The organism is Nonomuraea sp. GTA35, assembly GCF_041950525.1.
In the GTDB taxonomy this organism is placed as follows: Bacteria; Actinomycetota; Actinomycetes; order Streptosporangiales; family Streptosporangiaceae; genus Nonomuraea.
In genome coordinates this window covers 1-17,662 of sequence record NZ_JBGNUV010000030.1, presented here as the reverse complement: position 1 = coordinate 17,662, position 17,662 = coordinate 1, and the positions used below count along the sequence as shown (strand labels likewise).

Genomic DNA, 17,662 nt, shown 5'->3' with positions numbered 1-17,662 from the left:
CCGGCGCCGTGGCCGGGACGACGAGCAGTGCGGGCGTGCTAGCGCCGCAGCCGCACGGGATCGGCGGTTCCGCTGCGGCGGACGATCCAGGCCTCGGTGATGTGCTGGAACATCGCCTTGGCGGCGCCGTCGGGATCGTGGGCGGCGATGCGTTCGTAGATGCGGCGGTGGCCGAGGTTCGACGCCACGCACAGGGCCCGCTCGGTCCGGCCCAGGTATCGGGCGGTGTTGACGACCTGGCCTTCCAGCGACCGTACGACGCCACGGGCGATGCGGTTGCCCGACGCCCGCATGATGGTGTCGTGGAAGGCGCGGTCGCTCTCGGCGTACGTGGCCGGGTCGTCCACCAGCTCGTCCATCTGATCCACCAGGGCGCGTAGCCGATCGATGGTGTCCGGCCCGGCCAGGCGGGCGGCGACGTTGGCCATGTCGGACTCCAGCACGCGCCGCGTGACGACGAGGTCGTCGAGGATCGCCAGGCTTTCGTCCACGGCGATGGTGGCGGTGAGGACGAGCTCGTCGAGCATGTCCCACGTCGCCGGTTGGGTCACCATGGTGCCGGAACCCTGGCGGACCTGTACCAGCCCCTTCTCCTGCAGGATCTTCACTGCCTCCCGCACGACGGTGCGGCTCACGGAGAACGCCTCGCACAGCGCGGGCTCGGGGGGCAGCGGTGTCCCCGGCGGGTGCACGCCGCGAACGATGCGCTCCACCAGCTCGGCTGTCACCGCTCTGGCCAGACTCGCCGGGCGGCGCACCCAGGCCGGTGGCGCCGGGTCGCTGCCGGCCGTTTCCTGCGATGCCGTCATGTCGCCTCCGGTGCCCTGGCACGTCAGTATACGGGAACCCTCTTGCCGTAAGACGTCATACGAATTACGTTTGGCCGCAGACGGCCGGATCCGGTGGCCGCTCCCGGGAAGCGGGTGGCGATGAAGCAGCGAGCGTTATGGTCGGCCTTGATGGCCGCGGCACTGGCCGTGGCCGGCTGCGGGAGCGCCACCCGGACGGACTCCCCGTCCGGGGACTCGCAGCAGAAGCAGCACAAGCTCGTGGTCTGGGACTGGAAGTCCGGGGAACCGGCCGCGGCGGCCTACATCGGCAAGGCGAAGGCGGACTTCGCCAAGCGGCATCCCGGCGTCACCGTCGAGTTCGTCGCCCAGCCGTTCGACCAGTACTACACCCTGCTCGGCTCGGCCATCCAGGCCGGCAAGGGCCCCGACGTCATGCTCTTCAACGGGGGCGGGCAGCTCCGCGACCGGGCCGGCGCGCTCCTTCCGCTGGACCCGTACGTGGCCGGGGACAGGAGCCGGCTGGCGGGCTGGGAGGCGTTCAGCAAGGACGGCAAGGTCTACGCCGCGCCGGTGACCCTGCAGGGGCACCCGATCTACTACAACAAGACGCTCTACGAGAAGGCCGGCCTCGACCCCGCCGCCCCGCCCAGGACCTGGGACGAGTTCGTCAGCGGCTGCGCCGCCATCAAGAAGGCGACCGGGGCCACCTGCTTCGCGCTCGGCAACAAGGAAGGCATCGGGATCCAGTTCTTCCTGTCGGGCCTCGGCTCCGGAGTCCTGACGCCCCGGGAGTACGACGACTGGATCGCCGGGAAGCGCGACTGGACCTCTCCCCACGTGCGGCGGATCTTCGAGCTGTGGAAGGAGGCCGGCGACAAGGGGCTGAACAACGACGGTGCCAACTCCACCGCGATGTTCACCGACATCTTCAGCGTCTTCGAGACCGGCAAGGCCGCTCACATCATCGGGCTGATGTCGGACATCGGGCACTGGAAGGATTTCGGAGAGTTCCTGCCACCCGACAAGATCGGCGTCATGCGGGCCCCGGTCGTCACCGGCACCGCCACCCCGAGCCTTCCGTACGACGGCGGCATCGGCTACGCGGTCGCGAAGTGGACCAAGGACCCCGCGCTGGCCGCCGATCTGGTGCGATCGCTGACCTCGACCGACGCCTTGACGGCGTTCTACGCCGAGGCCGGCGCGATCGCGTCCGACACGACGATCGACGTCTCGCAGGCCGGCCCGGCCGCCACCGCGATCGCCGCCGAGATCAAGACCGGCAGGCCCGCCCTGCACGTGGCGCTGTCCTCCAAGACCCTGGACCTGATGGGAAGGCTGTCCCAGCAGCTCCTGAGCGGATCGACCACCGTGGACAAGGCCGTGGAGCAGCTGGCCGCCTCCGACCGGACGGGCTGACCGCGTGCCGATCGGAGGCCCTCCGCCGTTGGCCCGCCCGGCCGGCTCGGCGCGGGCCGGCGGAGTGACCGTGAAGCAACAGGCCCGTACGGCAGCCGGGCCGTCCTCCCGCAAGGTGCGCTCCGAGCGGCTGGCGCCCTACGTCCTGGTGGCCCCGGCCGTACTGATCATCGTGGCGCTGCGCCTGTGGCCGCTGGCCCTGGGGGTCAACTTCTCCTTCACCGGTGACGGCGAGCTCAACGGAACCCCCGTCGGGCTGGGCAACTACCTGGAGCTGGCCGGCGACCCGCTGTTCCACACCTCGCTGCGCAACGTCGGGCTGCTGGTCCTGCTGCTTCCCCTGGCGGTGGCGATCCCGGGCCTGCTCGCGACCTTCATCTACCTGCGCGTGCCGGGTCACCGGGTCTACCGCAGCGTCTACTTCTTCCCGGCCGTGCTCTCCCCGGTGATCGTCGGCGCGATCTTCAACCTCCTGCTCGGGTACGACGGCCCGGTGAACTCCGCCCTCGCGGTGATCGGCGCCGGCCCCGTCGACTGGCTCGGCGATCCGGGCATCGCCATGTTCACGGTGGTCGGCGTGCACATCTGGGCGACGTTCGGGATGGCCCTGGTGGTGTTCCTCGCGGGCTTCAGCACCCTGGACGCCTCGCTGCTGGACGCCGCCCGCGTGGACGGCGCGTCGCTGCGCCAGATCATCCGGCACGTGATCATCCCGAGCCTGACCCGCGCCATCCAGTTCGTCTTCGTGACGACGATGATCGGAATGCTGACCTCCATGTTCGGCCTGCTCTTCGTGATGACCAGCGGGGGCCCGGAGGGGGCCACCTACCTGCCGGAGTACTACATCTGGCACCAGCAGGGACAGATGAACCGGCCGGCGCTCGCCTCGGCCGCCTCGACGGTGCTCTTCGTCGTCATGCTCGTGGTGGGGCTCCTGCAGATCACCCTGCTCCGCCGCACGGGGAGGCAGGACTGATGCCCGGGATGCGTCTGGCCAGGTGGGCGGCCGCCGTGCCGATGGCCGTGCTCGCGCTGGCGACGATCTATCCACTCGTGTTCACCGGCAACGTCGCGATGAAGACCCGCCGCGACTACGTCCTCGACCGGTTCGCCCCGGCGGGCTCCCTGCGCTGGGACAACCTCGCCGAGGCGTGGGCCGGCGCCGGCATGGCGCGGTACTTCGTCAACTCCTTCGTCGTCGTGGCGTGCGCCGTGGCCCTGCTGCTGCTGTTCGGCTCGATGGCGGGCTTCGCGCTGGCCCGGCTGCGCTTCCGCGGCTCCTCGGTGATCTTCCTGGGCTGTCTCGCGGGGCTGTTCATCCCGTTCCAGGTGATCATGGTCCCGCTCACCAGGGTCATGGCCGACACCGGGCTCATCGACACCTATCCGGGCCTCGTCCTGGCCTACGTCGCCCAGTTCCTGCCGTTCACCGTCTTCCTGATGACGAGTCACTACAGGACCATCCCGGCGGAGATCGTGGACGCGGCCAGGATCGACGGCAACACGCTGTACGGCGTGTACCGGCGGATCATGCTCCCGCTGGGCGTTCCTGCGCTGCTGTCGGTCGGCATCCTCGACGCCCTGTTCTGCTGGAACGACGTGCTCATCGCCCTGCTCATGATGCCGTCGCCGGAGCATCGCACCCTCATGATCGGGGTCAACGCGCTGCGCGGGCAGTACTCCGGCGACATCCCCACCTTCGCCTCGGGGGTCCTGATCGCCGCGGTGCCCGTACTGATGATCTATCTGTTCCTCCAGCGCCAGATAGCCGACGGCGTCACAGCCGGTTCCACGAAGGGCTGACATGCGGATCACTGGGTATCGGACCATGACGACGGTGCAGGAATGGGGCCGTCCCGTCGGTGACGTCAACGGTGTCTTCGCCGACGGAGCCGTACCGGTGCCGCTCGTCATGGTGGACACCGACGAGGGGATCACCGGCGTGGGCCTCGGGCCGCACGTGGAGATCGAGACGGTCTTCGCCGCGATCGAGGGCGAGGATCCGCGCGGCGTGACGGCGCTCTACGACCGCATGCTGCGGCGGACCTTCAAGGCCGGCCACGCCGGCGCCGTGTTCGGCACGATCGGCGCGCTCGACACCGCCCTGTGGGACATCAAGGCGCAGGCGGCCGGTGAGCCGCTCTGGCGCCTGCTCGGCGGGCGCGACCGGGAGGTGCCCGCCTACGCCTCCGGCCTCGACATCGGCCTGACCGACGACGAACTCGTCTCGGTCTACCAGGTCTACGCCGAGCACGGCCTGCGCGCGGCCAAGATCAAGGGCGGCCTCGACATCGAACGCGACCGGCACCGCCTGACGCTGGTGCGGGACGTGCTGACCGAGGCGGGGCGCGGCGCGCGGCCGGGCCTGATGCTCGACGTGAACGAGGCCTGGACCCGCAAGCAGGCGGTCCGGCACGTCTGCGAGCTCGAACGCACGCTGGATCTGACGTGGATCGAGGAGCCGGTACGGCGGTGGGACGCCGAAGGCCTGGCCGCCGTCGGCCGCGGTGTCCGCGCCTCCGTCGCCACGGGGGAGAACCTCACCGGGCTCGAGCAGTTCCGTCCGCTGCTGGCCGCGGGGGCCGTGGACGTCGTCCAGACGGCCGTCGTCTGGGGGGTGTCCCACTTCCTCCGGGTGTCCGCGCTGGCGCACGCCCACGACCTGCCGGTCAGCCCGATCGGCGCCACGCCCGTCGCGCTCCTGCACGCCGCGACGTCGGTGCCGAACCACCTGGCCAGCGAGTTGCAGGATCTGCGCCCGCCGCTCGGACTGTCGCTCGACCTGCACGTCGAGGACGGCGCGTTCGTCCTCGGCGACTCGCCGGGTCTCGGCATCGCGGTCGACGAGCAGGCGGTCAACACGTCCGTCCGCACGCCGGACCCCAGGGCTGCCGAGGGCCCCCACATCCGGCCGGAGCACGCCGGACGACGGCTGCTGGCGGTCGCCAACTGCTCCTCCGCGGCGAGGTCTCCGGGATGAGCGGGAGCCTTGCGCGGCCGAGGCCCGCCGTCGCCCGCGACCGGATCAGTGGGACGAGAAGAACAGGCGCTGCTGGATCTCCCTGCGGTAGTCGTCGAGGGTGTTGTCGATGTGCGTGGCCGCCGACTGGGCGGCCGCTTCGGGGTCGCCGGCCCGGATGGCCTGGTAGATGGCGTCGTGCTCCTCCACGGCCTTGGCGGCGTGCCCGCCCACCGAGCCGCGCAGGCCGATGAGGCTCGACTGCGCCTGCAGCCTGCGGGCCTCCCGCACGGCGACCTGGAGGAACATGTTGTGCGAGGCGGCGGCGATGGCGGTGTGGAAGGCGTTGTCGCCCTCGTTGAACAGCTCCTCGCGTCCGGTCTCGAAGCCGTGGCGGCACAGGCCGGCCGCCTCCTCGATGGCCCTCAGCTCGGCAGGGGTGGCGCGCCGGGCGGCCAGCCGGCTGGTCTCCATCTCCTGCGCCCGGCGGAACTCGAACAGCATGTAGACGTGGTCGAGGTCGGTGGGGAGGAAGAAGGACCCCCAGCGCCCGGTGCCGAACATGCCCTCGTCGTCGGCCACGTACAGGCCGCGGCCCTTCTGGGCGCGTACCCGGCCGAGCGCGGAGAGGATCTTCACCGCCTCGCGCACCACGGTGCGGCTGGTGCCCAGTTGCCGCGCCAGCTCGTTCTCGGTCGGCATGCGGTCACCCGGACGCAGGCCGAGCCTGACGATCAATTCCAGCACCTGCTCGGCCGCCACCTCGTAGCCCGGCCGGTATCCGCTCTCACGCGGGGTGTCGGTCACCGTGCTTCCTCCTCGCCATTCCCAGCAAGAGTATGACCGATGAGCCGATCGCGCCCGATGAGTACGACACATATGAACGGTTCATTCGGGAAGGGTGGGCGAGCTCGTGCGCAGCGCCCGGTGAGTCTGCAGGTGAAAGCGCAAAAACGCTCACTTCGGCCACACCTCTCGGGTGCGGATCGCGAAATAAGCACGCTTAAAGTCTTGACGGGTATCCATACTCTGCGGGTAATTGGTAGCGAGGCCGGCGCCCCTACCCCCCAAAGGAACGACTGTGCCATTACCTTCGCCCGTCACGATGCCGAGACCGACCTTGATCGGCATCGTCACCGCCGCGCTGGCCGCGGCGTTCGCCCTCGTAGCCCCCGCCACCCCGGCCCTCGCGGCCACCACGACCCTGTACGCGTCACCCGCCGGCACCGGCACCGCCTGCACCGCCACCCAGCCGTGCTCGCTGTCCGCGGCGCAGGCGGCGGTACGTTCGCTGAACGCCGGGATGTCCGGCGACATCGTCGTGGAGCTGGCCGGCGGGGTGTACCGGCTGTCCGAGCCGCTCCGGCTGACCGCCGCCGACTCCGGGAACAACGGCTACACCGTCAGATGGCAGGCCGCGGCGGGGGCCGTCCCCGTCATCAGCGGAGCCAGGGCCGTCACCGGATGGACCGTGGCCGACCCGGGGAAGAACATCTGGCGCGCCGGCGTCGGCGCCGGGATCGACACCCGGCAGCTGTACGTCGACGGCGCCCTCGCCACCCGGGCGCGCACCGCCGTCAACCGGTCCGACTTCACCGCCGGCAGCACCGGGATGAGGTTCACCAGCGGCGCGCTGAGCTACCTGAACAACCTCGCCAACCAGGGCCGCGTCGAGATGGAGAGCGTCGGCTCCTTCACCGACCGGTACGCGCCGGTGCAGAGCATCAGCGGCGGCCTCATCACGATGCGGCAGCCCGCCTGGAACAACAACAACTTCGGGTACGACACCTTCACCAGCCCGCACCGGGCGGGGCCGCTCTACCTGGTCAACGCCTACGAGTTCCTCGACTCGCCGGGGGAGTGGTACCTCGACCCCGCGACCGGCGCCCTGTCCTACATCCCGCGCGCCGGGCAGAACATGGCCAACGTCAGCGTGGAGCTGCCGGTGCTCCAGTCGCTGGTGCACGTCGGCGGAACCTACGACGCGCCCGCGCACCACATCACGTTCAGCGGGATCACCTTCACCGGCACGAGCTGGCTCGGCCCCAGCGGCAACCAGGGCTACGTGGACCAGCAGACCGGCGCCTACATGGCCGGCAACTGGAGCTGGCCCGCCTTCACCTCCTGCCACCAGGGCTGCCGGCAGTTCGAGGCCACCCGGCCGAACTGGTTCCAGATGCCCGCCGCCGTGCAGGTCTCCGCGGCGAACACCATCACCTTCACCGACTCGCGCTTCGTCAACCTGGGTCAGACGGCCATCGGCATCGGCAACGACGCCAACGCGCACGCCAGCGGCGTCGGCCTGGGCGCCGCCGACATCACGATCACCCGGTCGGAGATCGCCCACAGCTCGGCCGGCGGCATCGTGGCCGGCGGCGTGCGCGGCGACGCGCACCACCCGAGCGACCAGCGGATGGTCAACCGGAACATCACCGTCAGCCACAACCGCATCCACGACCTCGGCCTGGACCACCGGGGCGTCGTCTCGGTCCTGACCACCTACGTCACCAACACCGACGTCTCCCGCAACGAGGTCTACAACCTGCCGTACACCGGCATGTCGATCGGGTACGGCTGGGGCGCCAACGAGCCGGGCGGCAGCACCCACTACGCCGACCGCGGCCTGTACGACTTCCAGCCGCGCTACACCACGCCCACCACCGCCTCGGGCAACCGGCTCGTCGGCAACTACGTGCACGACGTCATGCAGCAGATGACCGACGGCGGCTGCATCTACACGCTGTCGTGGAACCCGGGCGCGGTGATCAGCGACAACCACTGCCTGCGCACCAACGGCTGGTTCGGCATCTACTTCGACGAGGGCTCGCGGTACTACACGGTCAGGAACAACGTGCTGTCGAACACCGGCACCTGGGCCACCGCCAACTACTGGTACGGCGAGAACATGGGCAACTTCACCGTCACCGGCAACTGGTCGACCAACGGCAGCACCAACGTGACCAACGGCGACCGCGGCAACGTGGTGAACAACAACGTCACCGTCGCCAACGGCGCCTGGCCGGCCGGAGCCCAGGCCGTGATCGCGGCCGCCGGCCCCCAGGGCGGGCCTTCGGGCAGCACGAGCCCGCTGCGGGGCGTGGCGTCGAACCGGTGCCTGGACGTCACCGGCACGTCGCAGGCCAACGGCGCGCAGGCGCAGATCTGGGACTGCAACGGGCAGCCGAACCAGCAGTGGACCTCCACCAGCGCCGGCGAGCTGCGGGTCTACGGCGGCAAGTGCCTGGACGTGAACGGCGCCGGCACCGCCGACGGCACCGCGGTGATCGTCTGGGACTGCAACGGCCAGAACAACCAGAAGTGGCGCCTCAACGCCGACGGCACCGTCACCGCCGTCGGCGCGAACAAGTGCCTGGACGTCAGCGGCGCCGCCACCGCCAACGGCACCAAGGTGCACATCTGGACCTGCCACGGCGGAGCCAACCAGAAGTGGACCCGCGCCTGACACCGTCCGTCCGACGACGGCCCTCGTCCCCCACCGTGGCCGGAGGCGGCACTCCTCCGGCCACGACCGGGGCCTCGCCCTGACTGGTCTTCCTGTCGCAGGAGGGAACCCTCATGTCCCGACGTCCGTGGCTCACCTTGCTGACCACGATGGCGCTGATCATCCCCGGAGCGATCGCGCTCGGCGCCCCCGCGGCGAACGCCCTCGTCATCCCGCCGTCCGACTACCAGCAGGTGTCTCTCGCGTCGGGCGGCGCGGAACTGGGCGAGGCGATGTCGCTGGCCGTGATGCCGAACCGGTCGGTCCTGCACACGGCGCGCGACGGCACGCTGCGCGTCACCGACGCCAGCGGCAACACGAAGGTGGCCGGCCGGCTCAACGTCTACACCCACGACGAGGAGGGCCTCCAGGGCGTGGCGGTCGACCCCGGCTTCGCCTCGAACCGGCACGTGTGGCTCTACTACTCCCCGCGGCTGAGCACCCCGAACGGTGACGCGCCGGCCACGGGCACGCAGGCCCAGTTCGACCAGTGGAAGGGCGAGCTGTACCTGTCCCGGTTCACCCTGAAGGCGGACGACACCCTCGACCTGGCCAGCGAGAAGGTGGTCCTGCGGGTCCAGAACGACCGCGGCCAGTGCTGCCACGTGGGCGGGGACATCGACTTCGACGCCGCCGGCAACTTGTACCTGACCACCGGCGACGACACCAACCCGTTCGAGTCGAGCGGCTACTCCCCGCTGGACGAGCGGACCAACCGCAACCCCCAGTTCGACGCCCAGCGCTCGTCCGCCAACACCAACGACCTGCGCGGCAAGCTCCTGCGCATCAAACCGCAGCCCGACGGCACCTACACCGTCCCCAGCGGCAACCTGTTCCCGCCGGGGACGGCGAGGACCCGGCCGGAGATCTACGCGATGGGCTTCCGCAACCCGTTCCGGATGAGCGTGGACAAGGCGACCGGCATCGTCTACCTCGGCGACTACGGGCCGGACGCCGGTGTGACCAGCTCCAACCGCGGGCCGAGCGGGCAGGTGGAGTTCGATCGCATCACCGGCCCCGGCAACTACGGATGGCCGTACTGCACGGGCACGAACACCACCAGCGAGACCTACAACGAATGGAACTTCGCCACCAACAGCACCGGTCCCAAGTACGACTGCGCGGGCGGCCCGGCCAACAACTCCTTCCGTAACACCGGCCTGCCCACGCTGCCACCGGCGAAGCCGGCGTGGATCCGGTACGCGGGGGACGCCGGAAGCCCACCGGAGTTCGGCGCCGGGTCGGAGTCGCCGATGGGCGGCCCGGTCTACCGGTACGACCCCGGCCTGAGCTCGGCCGTCAAGTTCCCCCAAGCGCTCGACGGGCGGTACTTCGCCGGTGAGTACGGCCGGCGCTGGATCAAGGCGATCGAGGTCAAGCCGGACGGCGCCTACGGGGAGATCTCGGCGTTCCCCTGGTCGGGCACGCAGGTCATGGACATGGCCTTCGGCCCTGACGGGGCCCTGTACGTCCTCGACTACGGCACCGGGAGCAACAACCAGGCGCTGTACCGCATCGAGTACATCGGCAGCGCCAACCGCAACCCGATCGCCAAGGCGTCCGCCGACAGGACGTCGGGACCGGCTCCGCTGGCGGTGAGCTTCTCCTCGGCGGGCAGTTCGGACCCGGAGGGCGGCGCGCTGACCTACTCGTGGAACTTCGGCGACGGCACCACCTCCACGGCGGCGAACCCGAGCAAGACCTACACCGCGAACGGCGCCTACACGGCGACGCTCACGGTCCGGGATCCGCAGGGTCTCACCGGCACGGCGAGCGTGATCGTGACCGTCGGCAACACCGCGCCGACGGTCAGCCTCACCACCCCTGCCGACGGGCAACCGTTCTCCTTCGGTGACACCGTGCCCTTCCAGGTCACCGTCAGCGACCCGGAGGACGGCACGATCGACTGCGGCCGGGTCACCGTCGCCTACTTCCTCGGCCACGACAGCCACCGCCACCAGATCACCTCCGAGACCGGCTGCTCGGGCTCCATCACGGTGCCGGTCGACGGCGAGCACGACGCCGCGGCCAACATCTACGGCGTCTTCGAGGCCTCCTACACCGACGGGGGCGGTCTGACCTCCACCAGCACCCGTACGCTCCAGCCGAGGCACCGGCAGGCGGAGCACTTCGGCGCGCAGCAGGGCATCCAGCCGGCCGACCACGCCACCGCGGAAGGCGGCAGGACGGTCGGCTTCACCGACGACGGCGACTGGATCTCCTTCCAGCCGTACCACCTGGGCAACGCGACGCGGATCACCGCCCGGGTGTCCTCGGCCGGCGCGGGCGGCCGGATCGAGGTGCGGGCGGGCTCGGCGACGGGCACCCTGCTGGGGACGGTGAACGTGGCGAGCACCGGCGGCTGGGACACCTTCACCGACGTCTCGGCGAGCCTCAGCGGCGCGCCGGCCGGCACGACGACGCTGTACCTGGTCTTCCGCGGCCCGACCGGGCAGGGCTACCTGTTCGACGTGGACGCCTTCACTCTCGACACCGGCACCCCGCCCCAGGGCAGCGCGAGCGCGCTGCGGGGCGTGGCGTCGAACCGGTGCCTGGACGTCACCGGCACGTCGCAGGCCAACGGCGCGCAGGCGCAGATCTGGGACTGCAACGGGCAGCCGAACCAGCAGTGGACCTCCACCAGCGCCGGCGAGCTGCGGGTCTACGGCGGCAAGTGCCTGGACGTGAACGGCGCCGGCACCGCCGACGGCACCGCGGTGATCGTCTGGGACTGCAACGGCCAGAACAACCAGAAGTGGCGCCTCAACGCCGACGGCACCGTCACCGCCGTCGGCGCGAACAAGTGCCTGGACGTCTCCGGCACCGCCAACGGCACCAAGGCACGCATCTGGACCTGCACCGCAGGCACCAGCCAGCGCTGGACCCGCGTCTGAAAGGGACACCCATGCTGCGACATCTGACCTCAGCCGCGCCCGGAGGCGACCGCAAGGCCTCTGTGCTGCGACGCCTGACAGTGACAGCGGCGGCGATCATCGCCGCCGCGACGATGCTCCCCGCCATCCCCGCCCAGGCGGCCGCCTTCAAGGTGCTGGTGTTCTCCAAGACGGCCGGCTTCCGGCACGACGCCATCCCCACCGGGATCCAGGCCATCCGCGACCTGGGGGCGGCCGGCGACTTCGCCGTCGACGCGACCGAGGACTCGGGCGCCTTCAGCGCGGCCAACCTCGCCCAGTACCAGGCGGTGGTGTTCCTCAACACGACCGGCGACGTGCTGAACGACACCCAGCAGGCCGCCTTCCAGGCGTACGTGGACGGCGGGGGTGGCTACGTAGGGGTGCATTCGGCCGCCGACACCGAGTACGACTGGGCCTACTACGGGCAGTTGACGGGGGCCTGGTTCGCCAGCCACCCGGCGATCCAGCAGGCCACCGTAAGGAACGAGGACCGGGCGCACGCCGCGACCGCTCACCTCGGGGCGACCTGGTCGCGCACCGACGAGTGGTACAACTACCGCGCCAACCCCCGACCGAACGTCCGGGTGCTGCAGAGCCTGGACGAGGGCAGCTACAGCGGCGGCAGCATGGGCGACCACCCGATCACCTGGTGCCACCCGCAGTCCTCCGGCCGCGCGTTCTACACCGGCCTCGGGCACACCCGCGAGTCGTACGCCGATCCGAACTTCCGCACGCTGCTGCTCGGCGGGATCCGGTACGCGGCCAAGGCCGTCGACGCCGACTGCCGTCCCGAGAACGGGTACACGACGCTGTACGGCGGCTCGACGGCGGGCTGGTCGCAAGCGGGGCCGGGGTCGTTCGCCAACAGCGACGCCACGCTGACCTCCCAGGGCGGGATGGGGATGTTGTGGCACAACGCCAAGGAGTTCCGCTCCTACTCCCTCAAGCTCGACTGGAAGCTGACGGGCGACTCCAACTCCGGCGTGATCGTCGGGTTCCCGGCCACCAGTGACCCCGGCGCGGCGCTCGACACCGGATACGAGGTGCAGATCGACGCGACCGACACCCCCGACAGGACGACCGGGGCGATCTACGGGTTCAAGGCCGCCGACCTCGCCGCCCGCGACGCGGCGCTGAACCCGCCGGGGCAGTGGAACACCTACGAGCTGCTGGTGGAGGGTGAGCGGCTGCAGGTGTTCCTGAACGGCAGCAGGATCAACGACTTCACCAACACCGATCCGGCCCGCTCGCTCCAGCAGGGCCACATCGGCATCCAGAACCACGGCTCGGGTGACGTGGTGTCCTTCCGCAACATCCGCATCAAGGAACTGACCAGCACCCCGGGCGGTACCAGCGTGCTGCGGGGCGTGGGATCGAACCGGTGCCTGGACGTCAGCGGCGCCTCCCAGACGAACGGCGCGCAGGCGCAGATCTGGGACTGCAACGGGCAGCCCAACCAGCAGTGGACCACCACCAGCACGAGCGAGCTGCGGGTCTACGGCAACAAGTGCCTGGACGTGAACGGCGCCGGCACCGCCGACGGCACCAGCGTGATCATCTGGAGCTGCAACGGCCAGAACAACCAGAAGTGGCGGCTCAACGCCGACGGCACCATCTCCGCCGTCGGCGCGAACAAGTGCCTGGACGTCTCCGGCACCGCCAACGGCACCAAGGCGCGCATCTGGACCTGCAACGGAGGAGCCGGCCAGCGCTGGACCCGCGTCTGAGGCGGCAAGGAGCCCGCGCTGATGAGAGCTACTTCGAGAGGGCGGAACACGTGCTGAGCATGCGCGGCATCGGCAAGAGCTTCCTGGGCGTGCGGGCGCTGTCCGGGGTGGACCTCGACGTGACGTCCGGCGAGGTCCACGCCGTCGTCGGTGAGAACGGCGCCGGCAAGTCCACCCTCATGGAGATCATCCGCGGGGTTCACGCGCCGGACGAGGGCACGATCGAGATCGACGGCCGGCCCGTCTCCTTCGGCCATCCTCTCGAGGCGCGGCGCTCCGGCATCGCGATCATCTACCAGGAGTTCGACCTGCTGCCCGAGCGCACCGTCGCCGAGAACGTGTTCCTCGGGCGCGAGCCCGTCAGGCGCGGCCTGGTCGACCGGGCCGCCATGGAGGAGGCGACCGCGCGGCTTCTCGCCAAAGCGATCTTCGGCGCGGAGCCGTTCACCACGGGCGAGATGATCCCGTCGCGCCCGCGCCCGCGCCCGCGCCCGGTCCGGGCAGGCGTGGCCATGGGCATCGGGCTCGTGGCCGAGGACCGCGAGGCCGAAGAGCTCGATCTGGCGGCCCCTCGCGGAGAGCCAGGACGCGCTCGCCGTGGACGGCCTCGCCTACCTCCGCACCCTCCGACCTCCACGTTAACCTGCCCGCCCACCGTCATCCGCCGACTTCGGTAACCCCCGGGAGACCCCTTCATGCGAAGATCACGCCTGTTCATCGCCCTGGTCGCGGCCTTATCGGGGCTGCTGATGTCCGTGTCGCCGCAGGTGGCGCACGCGGCCGCGCCGCAGTTCAAGGTGCTGCTGTTCACCGAGACGGCGAGCGGCTCCTACCGGCACGACTCCATCCCCGCCGGTGTCACGATGTTCCAGCAGCTGGCGACCGACAACAACTTCCAGGTCGACCGCAGCGAGGACTCCAGCGTCTTCACGAGCGCGACCCTGAACACCTACGACGCGGTGATCATGTTCCAGACCAACGGCATGGTGTGGGACAACGACGCCCAGCGCCAGGCCTTCCAGTCCTACGTGCGCAGTGGGCGCGGCGTCGTCGCGATCCACAACGCCACCGACATGAACATCGAGTCGCAGTTCCCGTGGTGGGACCAGGTCGTCCTGGCCGGCGCCCACATGACCGCGCACTCGTCGATCCTGCAGGGCACCGCCAAGGTGGCCGATGACGTCCACCCTGCCACGAAGGGCCTGCCGGACCGGTGGGTGCGGACGGAGGAGTGGTACAACTTCGACAAGAACACGCGGGGCTCGGTGCACGTGCTGGTGACCGCGGACGAGACCACCTACGACGCGGGGCCGAGCAGGATGGGCGCCGACCATCCGATCTCCTGGTGTCACAACCCGGAGGGCGGCCGGGTGTTCGCCACCGCGATGGGCCACCAGGCGTCCTCCTACGCGGAGCCGCTGTTCAGGCAGCACCTGCTGGGGGCGGTGCAGTGGGCGGCGGGCGCGGCGCCGGGCGACTGCGGCGGCACGGTCGCGGCCCGGTTCCAGAAGGTGACCCTCGACGGCGCGCCGGACCAGCCGATGGAGCTGGACGTGGCCGCCGACGGCAGGGTCTTCTACATCTCCCGCTCCGGCAAGGTGAACCTGATCGCCGCCAACGGCGGGGGCACGCGCGTCATCGGCACCCTGCCGGTGTACGACGGCGGCGAGGACGGCGGCATCGGGCTGGCGCTGGATCCGGGCTTCGCCACCAACGGCTGGATCTACGTCAACTACTCGCCGTCCAGCGGCGGCGAGGTGAACCGGGTGTCGAGGTTCACCTTCAACGGCACCAGCCTCGACCTGGCGAGCGAAAAGAAGATCATCGAGGTTCCGGCGTACCGCAACGTCGACGAGCCCGGCCACACCGGCGGCTACCTCGCGTTCGGGCCGGGCGGGAACCTGTACATCGGGCCGGGCGACGACACCAACCCGAACGGGTCCAGCGGGTACGCCCCGATCGACGAGCGGCCGGGCCGGGAGCACTACGACGCCCAGCGCTCCTCGGCCAACACCAACGACCTGCGCGGCAAGATCCTGCGCATCCACCCCGAGCCCGACGGCACCTACACGATCCCGACCGGCAACCTGTTCGCGCCCGGCACCGCCAGGACCCGGCCGGAGATCTACGCGATGGGCTTCCGCAACCCGTTCCGCTTCTCGGTGGACAAGGTGACAGGCTGGATCTCGGTGGGCGACTACGGCCCCGACGCGGGCGCCGCGAACCCCAACCGCGGCCCCGAGGGCACCGTCGAATGGAACCTGATCAAGCAGCCGGGCTTCTACGGCTGGCCGTACTGCGTCGGCAACAACCTCCCGTTCAACGACTACAACTTCGCCACCAGCACCTCCGGCGCGAAGTTCAACTGCTCGGCGCCGGTCAACAACTCGCCCAACAACACCGGCCTGCCCAACCTGCCCGCGGCCAAGCCCGCGACCGTGTGGTACAACTACCACGCCTCTGCCGAGTTCCCCGAGATCAACTGCTGCGGCGGCGCCGCCCCGATGGGCGGCCCGTTCTACCGCTACGACGCGGCCGGCAGCTCGGACCGCAAGTTCCCCGAGTACTTCGACGGCACGCCGTTCTTCTATGAGTGGAGCCGCAACTTCGTCAAGGAGTTCCGCCTGGACTCCTCGGGCAACCTCCTGAAGATCAACCCCTTCGTGGCGCAGCTCGCCCCGCGTGCGCCGATCGACATGAAGTTCGGGCCGGACGGCGCCCTGTACATGGCCGACTGGGGCAACGGGTTCGGCCACGCGAACACCGACGACAGCATCTACCGGATCGACTACGTGGCAGGGAACCGCGCGCCCCTGGCCAAGGCGAGCGCCAACCCCGACTCGGGCACGGCGCCGCTGACGGTGGCGTTCTCCTCGGCCGGCTCGTCCGACCCCGACGGCGACGCGATCACCTACGCGTGGGAGTTCGGCGACGGCGGGACCTCCACCAGCGCCAACCCCTCCCACACCTACACCGCCAACGGCACCTACACGGCCAAGCTGACCGTCCGGGACTCCGGCGGGAAGACCGGCAGCGTCACGTTGCCCGTCGTGGTCGGCAACTCCCGTCCCGAGGTGGCCTTCGCGGCCCCGCCCGACGGCGGGTTCATCGACTTCGGCGACGAGGTGGACTACACGGTCGACGTCACCGACGCCGAGGACGGCGCCGCCGACTGCGCCAAGGTCAACGTGATCACGGCGCTCGGCCATGACCAGCACGCCCACGACACCGGCCAGTACACCGGCTGCTCCGGGACGGTCACGACCACCGCGTCCGGCCACGACGAGGCCTCCAACGTCTACTACGTCCTGTCCGCCGACTACACCGACAGCGGCGGCCTGAAGGGCTCCGCCGGCCTCACCCTGCAGCCGAAACACAAGCAGGCCGAGCACTTCACCGGCTCGTCCGGGATCCGCGTCGTCGACGAGCCCGGAGCCGAAGGCGGCAGGCGCATCGGCGACATCTCCGCCAACGACTGGATCTCCTTCAGCCCGGTGAACCTGTCCGGGATCGACACGGTGTCCTTCCGCGTCTCGGCGCCGTCCAGCACGGGGGCGTCCATCGAGCTGCGCGCCGACTCGCCGACCGGGGCCCTCCTGGCCTCCAGCCCCGTGCCGGCGACCGGAGGATGGAACACCTACGTGACGCTGCCCGCGGTGCAGGTCACCGACCCGGGTGGCACCCGCGACGTCCACGTCGTGTTCAAGGCGCCGTCCGCGAACGCGTTCGACGTGGACTCCATCACCTTCAACGGCAGGGGAGTCGGGCAGGGCGACGGCTCGCCGGGCAGCACGAGCGCGCTGCGGGGTGTGGCGTCGAACCGGTGCCTGGACGTCAACGGGGCCTCGCAGGCCAACGGCGCGCAGGCGCAGATCTGGGACTGCAACGGGCAGCCGAACCAGCAGTGGACCTCCACCAGCGCCGGCGAGCTGCGGGTCTACGGCGGCAAGTGCCTGGACGTGAACGGCGCCGGCACCGCCGACGGCACCGCGGTGATCATCTGGGACTGCAACGGCCAGAACAACCAGAAGTGGCGCCTCAACGCCGACGGCACCATCACCGCCGTCGGCGCGAACAAGTGCCTGGACGTCTCCGGCACCGCCAACGGCACCAAGGCGCAGATCCGTGCCTGCAACGGCCAGAACAACCAGAGGTGGACCAGAACCTGACCCTCAGGTGACGCCCGGACCCTGGAGCCGCCCCGGACGTGCCTTGGCAGGCGACGTCAGGCGGGTGGCCGTTTGGGAGGTGCGGTGCTCTGGCGTACGACGAGTTCGGTGGCCAGTTCGACGCGGCTCTGGGGTAGGGGGTCGCCGTGGGCGAGGGTGAGGAGCATGGTGGTGGCGGCGGCG

Annotated in this window: 11 protein-coding genes; 9 read left to right on the top strand and 2 right to left on the bottom strand. The window is 70.3% G+C overall.

Annotated elements, in window-relative coordinates; all coding sequences use genetic code 11:
• Positions 1-38: 38 nt before the first annotated feature.
• Positions 39-809 carry a FadR/GntR family transcriptional regulator gene (locus ACBJ32_RS57475; protein ID WP_375134063.1) on the bottom strand — a complete coding sequence of 257 codons (771 nt, stop codon included), beginning with the start codon at positions 807-809 and terminating at the stop codon, positions 39-41.
• 150 nt (positions 810-959) lie between these two features.
• On the opposite strand from ACBJ32_RS57475, the gene ACBJ32_RS57470 reads away from it, so the two are divergent.
• The 4 genes from ACBJ32_RS57470 (at position 960) to ACBJ32_RS57455 (ending at position 5,187) form a co-directional block, all read left to right on the top strand.
• Positions 960-2,207, top strand: coding sequence for an ABC transporter substrate-binding protein (locus ACBJ32_RS57470; RefSeq protein WP_375134062.1), 1,248 nt, complete (start codon positions 960-962; stop codon positions 2,205-2,207).
• Between the two features lie 70 nt (positions 2,208-2,277).
• Positions 2,278-3,183 (top strand): carbohydrate ABC transporter permease, encoded by a 906-nt coding sequence (locus ACBJ32_RS57465; RefSeq protein ID WP_375134061.1) that lies wholly within the window; start codon positions 2,278-2,280, stop codon positions 3,181-3,183.
• The gene (locus ACBJ32_RS57460) at positions 3,183-4,010 is read left to right on the top strand and encodes a carbohydrate ABC transporter permease (RefSeq protein ID WP_375134060.1); all 828 of its coding nucleotides are present in this window, start codon (positions 3,183-3,185) and stop codon (positions 4,008-4,010) included. The genes ACBJ32_RS57465 and ACBJ32_RS57460 overlap by 1 nt, the downstream gene beginning before the upstream one ends.
• A 25-nt stretch (positions 4,011-4,035) precedes the next feature.
• Positions 4,036-5,187 (top strand): mandelate racemase/muconate lactonizing enzyme family protein, encoded by a 1,152-nt coding sequence (locus ACBJ32_RS57455; protein WP_375134059.1) that lies wholly within the window; start codon positions 4,036-4,038, stop codon positions 5,185-5,187.
• Between the two features lie 45 nt (positions 5,188-5,232).
• On the opposite strand, the gene ACBJ32_RS57450 is transcribed toward ACBJ32_RS57455, so the two are convergent.
• On the bottom strand, positions 5,233-5,973 hold the full coding sequence (locus tag ACBJ32_RS57450; RefSeq protein WP_357885883.1) for a FadR/GntR family transcriptional regulator: 741 nt from the start codon (positions 5,971-5,973) through the stop codon (positions 5,233-5,235).
• Between the two features lie 298 nt (positions 5,974-6,271).
• Here ACBJ32_RS57450 and ACBJ32_RS57445 point away from each other — a divergent pair, with 298 nt between their 5' ends.
• The 5 genes from ACBJ32_RS57445 (at position 6,272) to ACBJ32_RS57425 (ending at position 17,479) form a co-directional block, all read left to right on the top strand.
• On the top strand, positions 6,272-8,629 hold the full coding sequence (locus tag ACBJ32_RS57445) for an RICIN domain-containing protein (RefSeq protein ID WP_375134058.1): 2,358 nt from the start codon (positions 6,272-6,274) through the stop codon (positions 8,627-8,629).
• 113 nt (positions 8,630-8,742) lie between these two features.
• Positions 8,743-11,562, top strand: coding sequence for a PQQ-dependent sugar dehydrogenase (locus tag ACBJ32_RS57440; RefSeq protein WP_375134057.1), 2,820 nt, complete (start codon positions 8,743-8,745; stop codon positions 11,560-11,562).
• An 11-nt stretch (positions 11,563-11,573) separates the two neighbouring features.
• A complete protein-coding gene (locus ACBJ32_RS57435) occupies positions 11,574-13,310 on the top strand; it encodes a ThuA domain-containing protein (RefSeq protein ID WP_375134056.1) in 1,737 nt (578 codons plus the stop codon).
• Positions 13,311-13,369: 59 nt separating this feature from the next.
• Entirely contained in the window at positions 13,370-13,987 is a 618-nt protein-coding gene (locus ACBJ32_RS57430) for an ATP-binding cassette domain-containing protein (protein WP_375134090.1), read from the top strand.
• Between the two features lie 18 nt (positions 13,988-14,005).
• Complete coding sequence (locus ACBJ32_RS57425) at positions 14,006-17,479, top strand: ThuA domain-containing protein (RefSeq protein ID WP_375134055.1); 3,474 nt, start codon at positions 14,006-14,008, stop codon at positions 17,477-17,479.
• Positions 17,480-17,662: the final 183 nt, after the last annotated feature.

Excerpts from the sequence above, each read along its gene's own strand:
- ACBJ32_RS57475 (WP_375134063.1), bottom strand. The coding sequence starts at position 809 with ATGACGGCATCGCAGGAAACGGCCGGCAGCGACCCGGCGCCACCGGCC.
- ACBJ32_RS57470 (WP_375134062.1), top strand. The coding sequence starts at position 960 with ATGGCCGCGGCACTGGCCGTGGCCGGCTGCGGGAGCGCCACCCGGACG.
- ACBJ32_RS57460 (WP_375134060.1), top strand. The coding sequence starts at position 3,183 with ATGCCCGGGATGCGTCTGGCCAGGTGGGCGGCCGCCGTGCCGATGGCC.
- ACBJ32_RS57455 (WP_375134059.1), top strand. The coding sequence starts at position 4,036 with ATGACGACGGTGCAGGAATGGGGCCGTCCCGTCGGTGACGTCAACGGT.
- ACBJ32_RS57445 (WP_375134058.1), top strand. The coding sequence starts at position 6,272 with ATGCCGAGACCGACCTTGATCGGCATCGTCACCGCCGCGCTGGCCGCG.
- ACBJ32_RS57440 (WP_375134057.1), top strand. The coding sequence starts at position 8,743 with ATGTCCCGACGTCCGTGGCTCACCTTGCTGACCACGATGGCGCTGATC.
- ACBJ32_RS57435 (WP_375134056.1), top strand. The coding sequence starts at position 11,574 with ATGCTGCGACATCTGACCTCAGCCGCGCCCGGAGGCGACCGCAAGGCC.
- ACBJ32_RS57430 (WP_375134090.1), top strand. The coding sequence starts at position 13,370 with ATGCGCGGCATCGGCAAGAGCTTCCTGGGCGTGCGGGCGCTGTCCGGG.
- ACBJ32_RS57425 (WP_375134055.1), top strand. The coding sequence starts at position 14,006 with ATGCGAAGATCACGCCTGTTCATCGCCCTGGTCGCGGCCTTATCGGGG.